Below are 12,576 nucleotides of genomic sequence, written 5' to 3'. Positions count from 1 at the left end.
CGCTCATGACGGCTTTGTCGGCTTGCCCAGCAAGTGGTCGCTGATGATGCGCTGCTGGATTTCGGAGGTGCCTTCAAAGATCTTGGTCAGGCGGGCGTCGCGCCAATGGCGTTCGACAGCGTGCAGCTTGGTATAGCCGGCACCGCCCAGGATCTGTAGCGCCTCGCTGGTCACGCGCTCGGCCATTTCGGCGGCGTAGTACTTGACCATGCCGGCTTCCTTGTCGCAGCGCCGACCGCTGTCGACTTCCTGGGCGACGAAGTACATCAGCTGGCGCGCCGCCTCGATCTCGGTCGCCATGGTCGCGATCTTGAAGCGGATCGCCTGGAAATCGGCGATGGGCCGGCCAAACTGCTGGCGCTCCTTGGCATAGGCGATCGCGTCTTCCAGCGCCCCGCGGGCCAGGCCGATCGAACGGGCCGCCGTGTGGGCACGGGCCCCGACCAGGCCGGAGGTGACCGAGTAGAAGGCCTTGCCCGGGTCGCCCTTGGCCTCCTTCTGCACCGGTGCGCGACAGCCGTCGAAGGCGAGTTCCCAGGTCTTCCAGCCGAAATAGCCGATCTTGGGGATGGGTGCGCCGGAGCAGCCCTTCGGCAATTCCCCGCGCGGCTTCTCCACCACGATGGAGGTCAGGCCGACATGGCGGCGCCCCGGTTCGGGCGGTGTATCGGTGCGGCACAGGACCTGGATGAAGTCGGCCCCGTCGGCAAAGGTGCACCAGTACTTGTTGCCGGTGATGACCCATTCGTCGCCGTCGCGCACCGCGCGGCAGGCAACAGCACCCAGGTCGGAGCCGGCATTCGGCTCGGACAGGGCGGCAGCGCCCAGATAGTCGCCGCGCGCCATGCGGGCGATCTTCTCCGCCCGCTCCGCGCCCGTGCCGGGGATCGCGTGATAGAAATGGTTGCCGCGGGCAATGATGCTGGCGACGCTCATCCAGCAGCGGGCCAGTTCCTCGGCGATCAGGCAGTACTCGAAATATCCCAGGCCCAGGCCGCCATGTTCCTCCGGGATCATGATCCCGAAATAGCCCATCTCCCCCATCTTGGCCCGCAGGTCCATGGGGATGTCGCCCTGCACCGGGTCCAGTTCGTTGGCGACGGGCAGCACCTCGTTCATGGCGAAGGTGCGCGCCGCCTCCTGGATCATGCGGCGCTCGTCCGTCATGTAACCGAGTGCGCCGCTCATGCTGTTGCTCCCGCGATCTCGGCCAGGATCGGCTTGAGATAGGTCTTGAAGTGCTCCGGGTTCTCCGACATCGGGAAGTGGCCAAGGCCCGTCATCAGCTGGTACTTGGCGCCCGGCACCTGGGCCAGGACTTCCTCGGTCTGCTCAGGGCTTGCCGAATAGTCGTACTCGCCGGTCAGCAGGTAGAGCGGGCAGCGGTCGGTATCCAGGCCCCGCACCTGCCCGTTCCGCAGGTCGCCATCGACGAAATAGTAGTAGAGGTCGCCCGGAAAAACGCCCGGTCCCCCTTGCGAATAGTGCCACAGCGTCTCCCACCGGTCGGCGGGCGGCGCCTGGGGCGCGATCAGGCCGGACACGGCACTCGCCGCCGCTTCGCCGCCATGGACATCGGGCCGGTGCATGTAGTCGGTCTCGGCCATCTGGGGGCCGATGGCCGATTCCGCATGCAGGGCGGATTGCAGGCCGATGGCGGCGCGGAAGTCGTTGGCATGGCGCAAGGCCAGATGCAGCACGGCGCGGCCGCCGATGGAGCAGCCCATGACGACCGGTCGGTCCAGGCCCAGCGCCCGGCAGAAGGCCATCACCGTGCCGACATAGCGGTCGGTGGTCAGCTGGTAGACCTCGTCCTGCCAGCCGACGGGGGGCGAGGACTTGCCGTGCCAGGGCAGGTCGAACACCAGGACGCGGAACCTGGCCGTGATCTCAGGATCGTTGAGGATGGCGCGGTACTGGCGCCCGTCCGAGCCTGCCGTGTGCAGGCAGACCAGGGGAATGCCCTGCCCCGCCTCCTCGAAATAAACGCGGTGGTGGCGGCCCTCCAGCTCCAGCGGGAAATAGCGGCCGACAATGGGCTCCAGCCCGGCAATCGCGGCGCTCATTGGGGAATGTCCCGCTGTTTGGCGCTCTCGATCACGCCCTTGAAGAAGTACATGTTGACCATGAAGGGAAAGATGTCGCCTTCCAGCGTCGCCTCGCCATATTCGACGAGCGCCATGACGTCGTGGAATTTCCGCTTCGGGACCGGCTTCGAGAACTCGGCCCAGGCGGCCGGATTGGTGCGGAAGGTGAAGACTGGGTCCTGTCCCTCCAGGCTGGTCACCTGACCCTTCTCGATATGGACCACGCGCGCCTCGTCACCGATCGCGAAGCCGAAGCTCATGTCCAGGAACCGCCCGCGCCGCACCAGCATGGGCTGCGCGTTCACCCGCGCCGCCAGATCCTCCAGCATTTTTTCCTCCATCCCTCCCGTTCTCGTTCTCAGACCGCGTGCAAAACCCCCTCCTTGCCTACGTCCCCCGGTTTATCCGGGGGACCCATGGCGCAACCGTCGCGCTGACGTACCGGTTGGTTCAGGGGTGGCCCGGAAAAACCGGGCCACGTAGGTGGGGGGAAATGTTCGAGGAAACATGGACATCCGCCGCCCTACCCCGCCCGCGCCTGGGGCACGGGGCCCAGGACGGCGCGCATGGTGGCGACCAGTTCGTCCCGCTTGGGCCCGATGCGCTCCAGCGGCCCGCCGACGCCGACCGCCAGGGGGCTCGACCCCGTGTTGAGCGGCAGGGCCATGGCGATCACGCCAGCGCCCGGCACCATGTGGCCCGCGGTCATGGCAAACCCCTGCGCCCGCACGGCGGCGATGGCCTCCACCATCTCGCCCTCGGCCACGCGGAGGTGCGGTTCGCACTCGGCATTGCAGTGGCGCACCATCAGGCGCACCTCCGCATCGTCGCGCAGGCTGAGCAGGGTCCACCCCACCGCGGCGCGCGTGATCGGCCGCCGCGTGCCGGTGCGCAGGTGGAAGCTGATCTCCCGCGAGGAGGGCAGCACCTCCACGTACTGGATCTCGACGCCGATCTGGAGGGCCAGCAGCACCGTCTCGTTGGTCAGCGCGCGCAGGCGTTCCATCTTGCGGCCCAGCGTTTCGTCCCGGAACGTGGCATCGCTGATCCAGCCCGCCAGCAGCGCCAGCCGGACATTGGGGACATAGGTCCGCGCCCGCGCGTCATGGTCCAGGTAGCCATTGCCGTGCAGGCTTTTCAGCAGCATGGAGGTCGAGGACTGCGGATAGCCCAGCGCCTTGGCGATCTCCATCACGCTGGCCGGCGCCCGGACGCGCGCGAAATACTCGAAGACCTGGAGCACGCGCTCCGCCGACTTGACGGTTTCCGACACGGGCGTCAGGCCGCGCAGGAAATGGCGCCCGACGCCGCCAGGGCGTCGATGCGGTCGGGTGCGATGCCGGCGGCGGCGAGCACGGCGCGCGTGTCCTGGCCCAGGCGTGGGGCGGCATGGGCCACGCGGCCGGGGGTGTCGGTCATGCGCACGGGTACGCCCGCGATCCGCACCGGCTGGTCCAGCCCCGGCACGTCCAGGCTGACCACCATCTCGCGCGCGGCATAGTGCGGCTCGGCCACGATCTCGGCCGCGTCGAGGACCGGACCGAAGGGCACCTGCCCGCCCAGGCGTGCGCCCAGCTCCGCCTTGGTCAGCTGCGCGGTGCGGGCCGAAAGGCCGTCCTCCAGCGCCTTGCGGTTGGCGGCGCGGGCGCGGCCGTCCGCGAACTCGGGCCGCGCACCCCATTCTGCCAACTCCAGCCGCTCGCACAGGATGCGCCAGAAGGCGTCCGACGGGGTCGCGATGGTGACGAAGCCGTCCCTGGCCGGGAACATGCCAAAGGGCGAGATGAACGGGTGGTGGTTGCCCTCCGGCCCCGGCACGATCCCCTGGATGGAGTTCTGGTAGAGAATGCGCTCGCACAGGGCCAGCATGCAGTCGGCCATGGCGACGTCGACATACTGACCCTTGCCCGTGCGCTGGGCGCGCCAGGCCGCAGACATGATGCCAAAGGCCGCGAACAGGGCCGGGCCGATGTCGCCGATCCCCGGTCCCACCTTGGTCGGCACGCCCGGCCCCGTGATGCCCATGACGCCGCCCATGGCCTGCGCCACCACGTCAAAGGCCGGCCAGTCGCGATAGGGGCTGTCGCCGCCCCGCGCGTCGCCAAAGCCGCGGATCGAGGCATAGACCAGGCGCGGATTGCGCGCCGCCAGGACCTCGTAGGCGAGGCCCAGGCGCTCCATGACACCGGCGCGGAAGTTCTCGACCACCACGTCGGCGCTGTCGACCAGGGTCAGGAACACGTCGCGGGCGGACGGATCCTTGAGGTCCAGGCAGATCGAGCGCTTGTTGCGATTGATGCTGAGATAGTAGCCGCCAAAGGCGCGCGCCGTATCTTCTGGCCGGAAAGGGCCGGCCTGGCGGGTCATGTCACCGCCCGGCGGCTCGACCTTGACCACGTCGGCGCCCTGGTCGGCCAGGAGCTGGGTGGCATAGGGTCCCGCCAGCATCTGGGTCAGGTCCAGGACGCGCAGACCCTCCAGCGCGCCGAAGCCGGTCATGGCGCCGGCACCCAATGGCTGCGCCGCTTGATCAGCGCGCGGCGCTCGACCTCGCACACCACCTTGCCGTCCTGGTTGACGCCCCAGTGCTTGAAGCGCACCTCGCCCGCGTCGGGCCGGTCGGCGTCCTTCGCCTCCAGCACCTCGGAATAGGCATAGAGCGTGTCGCCATGGAAGACGGGCGCGGTCAGCCGGATCTTGTCCAGGCCCAGCTCGACGATCGCGTTCTCGGTCGTGTCCTGCGACGCCAGGCCAAGCACGAGGGAGAAGTTGACGCCGCCAAAGCTGAGGCGCTGGCCAAAGGGCGTGCCCTTCATCACGTGCTCGTCGAAATGGCCCGCCGCCGTGTTCATCACCAGGTTGGTGATGAAGACATTCTCCAGCGCCTCCAGCGTCTTGCCGCGGGCATGGCGGATCACCAAGCCGACGCGGAAATCCTCGAAGTAATTGCCAGCGCCGGTCAGGCCGGCCACGCGCGTCACGGGCGCCGTGTTGGGCGTGGTCATGCGCTCACCGTACGGGCCGGGGGATTGCGCAGGCGCACGATGTTGGTGCGCTTGAAGTCGATCACCAGTTCGTCCCGCTGGTTGCGCCCCTCGGTATGCCAGGTGACCAGCCCGTTGGCCGGATTCGACTTCGAGGTGCGGGCATCCACCGTCGTGCTGCGCGCGGTCAGCGTGTCGTTGGGATAGACGGGACGGTGATAGGTGACGTCGTCAACGCCGACAAAGGGTCCGCCGCCTTCGCTGCAATCCTCGACCGTCAGGCCGAACACCGTGTTGAACACCAGCAGCGGGTTCACGACGACGTCGGGATGGCCCAGGGCCATCGCGTACTCGCGATTGAAATAGAGCGGATTGTAGTTGAGTGTCAGCGTGGTGAAGATCGAATTGTCACCATGATTGATCGTGCGCCCCCAATGATGGGCGAACACCTGTCCCACGGCGAAGTCCTCGAATTGGCGGCCCTTCGGCCACAGGACCGCCCGTTCCTTGAAATCCGGGGGCATGAACCCTCCCACCTGCACAGCCTGTGCTTAGCGTTGCTTGGCCATATGGCCGCATGTCGTGGTTGGAGCATCTCCCCTTGTGCGCCGCACACACAAGGGGACCATCGGATCCGTGGCGAGATATCAGGAATATGATCGACAGGGTGGCCTGAGCAGCGATCGCCGCTGGCGCTTGGAACGCTTATGCGCGGGCCCTGTTGGGCCTCGCGTGGGTGCGGCGCGCACTCCTCGCCTGTCCCCTCCTCGCCCGCGCGTCGTGCCCACACATCGACCCCGCCCTCAGGGCAGGCGGAAGGGCGTCGGGTCGAGGAAGCGGGCGAGGACATTGGCCGTCAGCCGGCTGACGCTGTTGCCGCCGCCGCCATGGTTCAGCGCGCCGGCCCAGGCAATGGAGCCCGTGCTGAAGACGGCGCCGCCACCCGGGGTCTCATAAAAGACGATGTCCGAGCGGACCCGGGGATTGGCCTGCGCCAGTTCGATCCCCAGGACGGTGTCCACTTCCTCCGGCACGGCGGAGGTCTTGCGCGAATGCGCGAACGACGACGCAACGACCAGGGCATGGCGCGGCGTGCCCAGGCTGTCATCCGCGCGGTCGTATTCCAGGCCGGCCGCGCCGCCGCCGATCGTGCCGAAGTCGCCGATGCGCTCGTCCGCGATGCCGTCCAGGATGAAGGTCGCGCGCGGGTCGCGGCCGCCAGGCTGGACCAGATAGTATGTCGACTGGTCCATCCCCTGGCCCGCGAAGCCGACGCCGCACAGCATCTGCGGCGGGCGCCCGATGCGGCGCCACAGTCCGCCCAGCTCCCCGGTGAAGGCGTGATGGTACTCGCCAGGCGCGCTCTGCCAGTCGCGGATGCCATCCTCGGCCCGGCGGAGTTCGATTGTGCCGGGCCAGGCATCGCTGAACGCAACGCGCCAGTAGAAGCCGTTGCCGCCCAGGTACATCAGTCGCCCACCGGCCGCCTGCCACGCGGCGATGCCATCCAGCATGGCGATCGAATGATATTCCGGGTGGCTGCCTGTCAGTACCACGCGGTAGGGCGCCAGGGCCGCCGCCCCCTCGGCATGCAGGTCCTCGTCCGTCACGATGTCGACGGGCTGCCCCAGCGCCGTCAGCCAACCGACGATGTCAAGGTCCGCCGCGAACTGCCAGGGCCACACGCCGCCCGAGCCCAGCCAGGCCAAGGGCTTGCCCGGCTGGACGTTAAGCATGGGCCGCAGGCGCGAGGAGAAGGCGACGCCGCTGCCGTCGCCATGGCTGTCATACTGCGAATGGCCCAGGGCGCGGACCTCCTGCAGGAACAGGTCCTCTGCCTTCAGGCCGGGCAGTGCCCCGCCCATCACCTCGTTCGCTGCCGAATCCATCGCGCCATGCTCGTTGCCATAGGCAAGGTAGCTGCACGTCGGCACCAGAAACGCGGCATCGCGGGTCGCAGAATCCATGGCCGGCCGCACGAAGACCGGCACGAAGGTGCAGTCGCCGCCAGCCCGCAGCCTGACCGCATAGACACCGCTCTCCAGATCGTCCGGCACGTCCCAGGCGAAATCCGTGTCCCAGCAGGCATCGTTGAGGTCGTCGCGGTGGAAGTGGACGGCGCCATAGAGCGTGGGGTCCTGCCGCCAGTCATGGACCCCGATATGCCAGTTCTGGCCGCGCACCGCGCGCATTGGCAACTGGTGCAGGGTGCCATGGGCGGCTGAGGGCGACAGGTCGACCATCCGCCGGCCGGCCATGTCCTGAGCGAGGTCCAGGGCCAGGACGCAGCGCGCCAGCAGGTCGGCGGGCGGCCGAGGAGCGGAAAGGGCGGCGCTCGTGGCGGGGTCCAGCACGCCGAGCGCCACGCGCGGCCGGTCGATCCGGCCATCGAACCCGGCCCCGCTTGGCGCCGACAGGACGACCTGCGCGCCCTCGGCCAGGGTCGGACACCAGCCGGGCAGGTCCAGCGTGACGACCGCATCGCCGACCGCCAGGCTGAGCCGGCCGTCACCCCAGCTGCCCGCGACCAGCACCCAGGCTGAGGGCGTGGCGGGTTGGGCAGCGACCAGTTCTGCGCCGGCATCGGTCCGCAAGGCAAAATGCCCGGCTTCGTCCAGCACCAGTTGCAGGGCAGTGCCGATGGCCAGAACCTGCTGCGCCCCGTCCCCCGGCAGGGTCGGCATGACGAAGGCCTGGACCGTCAGGGCGTCGGGCTGCGCCGGTCCGCGCCACGGCGCCGTGCCGTAGGAGCCTGCGGGCAGCGGCTGCGCCCGCCCCATATGCCGCCCGTTGCATGGGGCCGCTACCGGCACCAGGCCCAGCCCGTCGCCGCGCAGGTCGACCTCGCCCGAGAACAGGCGCACGACCTGCACCTCGTACTCGCGCCCAGACAGCAGGCTGACCCTGACGGCCAGCGCCTCGCCCGCGCGGACCGACCAGCGATCGGCATAGGCCAGTACCTGCTTGCGCGGTGGCTGGATCGCCGCGTCATCCTCCGCGATGTCCAGCGGGGGCAGTGGCGCCTCCTCCCCCGTCAGGGCCTTCCACCGCGCGCGGAACACCGCGCGCTCGGCGTCGAGGGGATCGCGGAAGCGGCGTCGGTCGGTGATCGCAACCGGGACGCCGCGCCGCCCGGGCAGGGTCCCCAGCGCCCAGGCTCCCGGCTCGTCCAGGCGCACCGTGACGGCCTTTCCCGCCAGCGGGGCAAAGCGCATGACATCCAGCAGCAGGCCCAGCGACGGCTCGTGCGGGCCGGCCGGTGCCGCGTCGAAGGCTGCCGCAAGGTCGGCCCGGAACAGTGCCCGGACTGCGGGATCAAGCATTCCTCATCCAATCGAAGCGCGTGCGCGCAAGGCGCCATCCATCTCGGCAGACCATCCTGCCTCAACCGCACGACAATGCTTGAAGACCTGTCAAACCATGCTCGCTTGCCGGCCAAGGACGTCGCCCTCTACGCTGGCGGGATCGTTCCCCTTCAGGTGAAATCATGAATTCTGTGTTCCCGCAGCTGCATCCGGATACGACAGGGACCCCTTCATTCATTCCCGAATTCGTCGACGTCATTCATCCGGACCTGTCGGGGATCATGCGGGGCAAGCGCCTGCCGGTCAGCCAACTCGCCCGCGTCACGACGGGGGAGATCTGCATCCCCGGCTCCGTCTTCCTGCTCGACGTGCGGGGTGAAAACCACGATCCCGATGGCCATGGCTTTTCGGATGGCGATCCCGACTGCTATGTGCGGCCGGTCGGTCCGCTGGTGCCGGTGCCCTGGGCGGCGCACCCGACGGTCCAGGCACTGGTCACCTTCGACACTCCCGATGGCACCCCCTATCGCTTCGATCCGCGCAATGTCCTGGCCCGGGCGCTGGCGCCGCTGACCGCGCGCGGCCTGGTGCCGGTCGTCGCGTTCGAGCTGGAATTCTTCCTGATGGCGCTGGATCGCCCGCCCGGTCAGCCGCCGGTGCCGCCTGCCCTGCTGGGCACGACCGGCAACCAGCTGATGGCGCTGGACGACCTGGACCGGGTGGCCGGCCTGCTGGATGCGATCCGTGCGGCCTGTGCCGTCCAGGGCCTGCCGATGGATTCGATGATCGCCGAATACGGTCCCGGCCAGTACGAGGTGAACCTGCGCCACATCGCCGATCCGCTGACGGCCGCCGACCAGTGCGCCCTGCTGCGCCGCCTGATCCGTGGCGTGGTGCGGGCGCAGGGCCTGGACTGCACCTTCATGGCCAAGCCGCTGCTCGACCAGCCGGGCTCGGGCATGCATGTGCACCTGTCGCTGCTGGACCGCGACGGTGCGCCTGCGTTCGACGGCGCGGACGGGCAGCCCAGCCCGCTGTTCCGCCACGCACTGGGTGGCCTGCTTGCGGCAATGCCCGAATCGATGGCGCTGTTCGCGCCCAACCGCAACGCCTATCGCCGGTTCAAGCCAAACCGCTTCGTGCCGGTCAGCCGCTCCTGGGGCCATGACAACCGCTCCGTTGCCCTGCGCGTGCCGGTGACGCGCACCGGCTCCTGGCGGTTCGAGCATCGCGTGGCCGGGGCCGATGCCAATCCGCACCTGGTCCTGGCGGCGATCCTGGCGGGGATCGAGGCGGGACTGGCGGGCAACATGGACCCGGGGCCAGCCGCGACCGGCAATGCCGGGGCGAAGCTGGACCCGGGCCTGCCCTTCACCCTGCCCACCGCGCTGGACCGGCTGGGGCGGGACGGGTACCTGGCCCCCACCTTCGGCGACGACTACCTGCGCGCCTATCGCGCCGCCAAGTGGGCGGAGTTTGAGAAGTTCGAAAGCGTCATCCAGCCGATCGAATACGATTGGTATCTCTGACGCCTGTCCAGGATGCCTGCATGACCCGCCGCTATGTCTGGCCCGAAGGCCATTGGGACTGGCCCATCAAGATCACGCACAAGCACGGCCTGCGCTGTGACGACCTGATGTTCATCGGCGGCCAGATCGACGTCGACACGCACGGGACGGTGCGCCATCCGCACGACGTGGCGGTCCAGGCGGACAAGGTGGTCGACTACATCGTCACGGTCCTGGGCGAGCTGGGCGCCGACCTGTCCCACCTGGTCAAGGTCGTGGCGTTCTGCGCTGATCCCGACGGCACCGCCATGCCCCTGATCCGCGCCGTGCTGGAGCAGCGCCTGCCGCCCGCGACGCGGCCGGCGCTGACCCTGCTGCCGGTCAAGTACCTGGCCTATCCCGCGATGATGGTGGAGATCGAGGTGATCGCCTCCCGCCGGCCGCTGCGCCGGCAGGCAGCCGGACCTTTTCCGGCGGCCGTGCGGACGGGCGAGCTGATCCTGGCCGGGGCACAGGACATCGACCCCGCGCACCCCGGGCGGGCCATCGCGGCCCTTGATGCGGCACTGGCCCCGCTTGGCGCGGATGCGCAGGACGTGGTCAAGCTGGGCGTCCTGGTCGAGCGCGAGCTGGCGCGGGCGTCACTGACGCCGATCCTGCAGGCGATCGCCGGTCGCCTGTCGGCGCCGGTGGCGTTGCATGTCCTGCCCGTGCCGCCCGTGCCCGGGCTATCCCCCCTGCGGGTGGAAGCGTTCGCCATGCGCGGCGTGGACGGCGCGCGGCTGGAACGCCAGGCGACGGAGGCCGGCGGCGCGGGCTTTGCCGTCGCACCCTTCGTCAATGCCGTGCGCTGCGGTGGCATGGTCTTTATCGGCAGCCAGCTGCCGACCACGGCCGACGGCGCCATCGCCGAGGGCGTCGTGGCCCAGACCCATGCCGCCATGGGCCACATGAAGGCGGCGGCCGCCGCCTTTGGCCTGGGCCTGGACGACCTGGTCAAGGTCAACGCCTTCTATGACGGCGACGGCACCTATGACGACCTGCACAAGAACCTGGCGATCCGCTCGACCTACTACCAGGACCCGGGCCCGACCACGACGGGGATCCCCGTCGCCGGCATGATCCTTCCCGGCCAGGCGATCCAGATCGACGGCCTGGGCATGGATGATCGCGGCGACCCGCGCGTGTTCGGCCCCGTGGCACCCTGACCCGCGGCACCCTGGCCCGTGGCGCCCTGACCCTGCAGCCGTCGGCGCCCGCTCAGGCGCCGGCGAAGTCCTGGACGGCGCGCAGGGCTGCGGCGAAGCGGCGGCGCCGGTCCTCCGCCTGGGGCACCGGGGGGGCCGCGACCGCGCGGCCGGCCGCCGCCATCGGCAGGTCCAGGCCCGCAGCCTCCGCCGCCATGCGGGCGACTCCAGCGGCCGTCAGTTCCGCTTCGTCCGACAGGTTCAGCGGCCGGCCCGACACCTCCGCCAGGACCTGCATGAAGTAGGGGTTGCGCGACAGCCCGCCATCGACCGACACCGCCCCCACAAAGGGCTGCTCGGCCGCCATCGCGGCCAGCACCTCGGCACTGCGCAGGGCGATCCCCTCCAGCAGCGCCTGCATCAGGTCGGCGCGCCCGTCGCCCAGGCCCAGGCCCAGCCACGTCCCGCGGGCCCCGCGATGCCAGTGCGGGCAGCCCAGGCCCGCCAGCGCCGGCACAAAGACGATGCCCCGGTCGATCGCCCGCGCGGCGGCAAAGCCATTGATCTCCGCATGCTCCTGGAACAGACCCAAGGCCCGCGCCCAGTTGACCGCGGCGGCGGCGGCATAGACGCCGCCGTCCAGGGCATAGGTCACCGCCTCGCCCGCCCGCTGCCAGGCCACCGTGGGCAGCGGGCCCGGCTGCGCCGGGCGGCGCAGGCCGTCGGTCAGGCACTGGGCAAACGCGCCCGTGCCGAAGGTGATCTTCGCCTCTCCCGGGCGGCGGCAGCCATGGCCATAGAGTGCTGCCTGCTGGTCGACGATGCTGGCGCCAAGGGCCAGGCCACCGGGCAGCGTGCCCAACGCGCCGGCGGTGGGACCGATCGCCGGCAGAGCGTCGATCGGCACGCCGAACAGGCGGCACAAATCCGCGTCCCACTGCCCGGTCGCCAGGTTCATGAGCGAGGTGCGCGAGGCGGTCGCCACGTCCGTCTCGAACCGCCCCGTCAGGCGGTCGCGGAAGAACGCATCCGTGGTGCCCAGGCGCAGCCGCCCTCGCGCCGCCAGCGCGCCCGCGCGCGGCAGGTTGCGCACGATCCAGCCCAGCTTCGAGGCCGAGAAATACGGGTCCAGCGGCAGGCCGGCGCGAGCCATGACCTCTGCCCCCGCCCCTTCGGCCTCAAGTGCTGCGGTCACGTCCGCCGTGCGGTCGTCCTGCCAGACGATGACCGGGCCCACCGGGCTGCCGTCCGCGGCATCCCAGGCCAGGCAGCTTTCCCCCTGGTTGTCCAGGCCGACGGCAGCAATTGCCAGGCCCGCAACCGCGTCCAGGCAGCGCGCCACATGGCCCAGCAGTTCATCGGGATCATGCTCGACGTGGCCGGGTGCGGGATAGATCTGGCGATGCGTGAAGGACGCCAGCGGGCGCAGGCGGCCACCTTCGTCCATCAGCAGGGCGCGGGTGCTTGTCGTGCCCTGGTCGATCGCCAGAATGGTCATGCGCGCC

General features: G+C 69.7%; 11 protein-coding genes. 2 read left to right on the top strand and 9 right to left on the bottom strand.

Going from position 1 to position 12,576, the window contains the following annotated elements; all coding sequences use genetic code 11:
- Nucleotides 1–3 precede the first annotated feature (3 nt).
- The 8 genes from ACI6GS_RS11670 to ACI6GS_RS11635 all read right to left on the bottom strand — a co-directional run bounded on the left by ACI6GS_RS11670 (nt 4) and on the right by ACI6GS_RS11635 (nt 8,394).
- Entirely contained in the window at nt 4–1,188 is a 1,185-nt protein-coding gene (locus ACI6GS_RS11670; RefSeq protein ID WP_439813618.1) for an acyl-CoA dehydrogenase family protein, read from the bottom strand.
- Nucleotides 1,185–2,066, bottom strand: a complete 882-nt coding sequence (locus ACI6GS_RS11665; RefSeq protein WP_439813617.1) for an alpha/beta fold hydrolase — start codon at nt 2,064–2,066, stop codon at nt 1,185–1,187. The genes ACI6GS_RS11670 and ACI6GS_RS11665 overlap by 4 nt, the downstream gene beginning before the upstream one ends.
- Nucleotides 2,063–2,416, bottom strand: a complete 354-nt coding sequence (locus ACI6GS_RS11660; protein WP_439813616.1) for a hypothetical protein — start codon at nt 2,414–2,416, stop codon at nt 2,063–2,065. The genes ACI6GS_RS11665 and ACI6GS_RS11660 overlap by 4 nt, the downstream gene beginning before the upstream one ends.
- A 194-nt stretch (nt 2,417–2,610) precedes the next feature.
- Nucleotides 2,611–3,360 (bottom strand): IclR family transcriptional regulator, encoded by a 750-nt coding sequence (locus ACI6GS_RS11655; RefSeq protein ID WP_439813615.1) that lies wholly within the window; start codon nt 3,358–3,360, stop codon nt 2,611–2,613.
- Between the two features lie 5 nt (nt 3,361–3,365).
- Entirely contained in the window at nt 3,366–4,586 is a 1,221-nt protein-coding gene (locus ACI6GS_RS11650; protein ID WP_439813614.1) for a CaiB/BaiF CoA transferase family protein, read from the bottom strand.
- Entirely contained in the window at nt 4,583–5,092 is a 510-nt protein-coding gene (locus ACI6GS_RS11645) for a MaoC family dehydratase (RefSeq protein WP_439813613.1), read from the bottom strand. Before ACI6GS_RS11645 ends, ACI6GS_RS11650 begins: the two co-directional genes overlap by 4 nt.
- Nucleotides 5,089–5,595 (bottom strand): MaoC family dehydratase, encoded by a 507-nt coding sequence (locus ACI6GS_RS11640; protein ID WP_439813612.1) that lies wholly within the window; start codon nt 5,593–5,595, stop codon nt 5,089–5,091. The genes ACI6GS_RS11645 and ACI6GS_RS11640 overlap by 4 nt, the downstream gene beginning before the upstream one ends.
- A 279-nt stretch (nt 5,596–5,874) precedes the next feature.
- Complete coding sequence (locus ACI6GS_RS11635) at nt 5,875–8,394, bottom strand: N,N-dimethylformamidase beta subunit family domain-containing protein (protein WP_439813611.1); 2,520 nt, start codon at nt 8,392–8,394, stop codon at nt 5,875–5,877.
- Nucleotides 8,395–8,558: 164 nt separating this feature from the next.
- Here ACI6GS_RS11635 and ACI6GS_RS11630 point away from each other — a divergent pair, with 164 nt between their 5' ends.
- Nucleotides 8,559–9,905, top strand: coding sequence for a glutamine synthetase family protein (locus tag ACI6GS_RS11630; protein ID WP_439813610.1), 1,347 nt, complete (start codon nt 8,559–8,561; stop codon nt 9,903–9,905).
- Between the two features lie 20 nt (nt 9,906–9,925).
- On the top strand, nt 9,926–11,092 hold the full coding sequence (locus ACI6GS_RS11625; RefSeq protein WP_439813609.1) for a RidA family protein: 1,167 nt from the start codon (nt 9,926–9,928) through the stop codon (nt 11,090–11,092).
- Between the two features lie 52 nt (nt 11,093–11,144).
- Here the strand turns inward: ACI6GS_RS11625 and ACI6GS_RS11620 are convergent, their stop codons facing one another.
- Nucleotides 11,145–12,569 (bottom strand): FGGY family carbohydrate kinase, encoded by a 1,425-nt coding sequence (locus ACI6GS_RS11620; protein WP_439813608.1) that lies wholly within the window; start codon nt 12,567–12,569, stop codon nt 11,145–11,147.
- Nucleotides 12,570–12,576 lie beyond the last annotated feature (7 nt).

This window comes from Zavarzinia sp. CC-PAN008 (assembly GCF_051903925.1).
GTDB lineage: Bacteria > Pseudomonadota > Alphaproteobacteria > Zavarziniales > Zavarziniaceae.
This window is presented reverse-complemented; position numbering and strand designations above follow the sequence as displayed.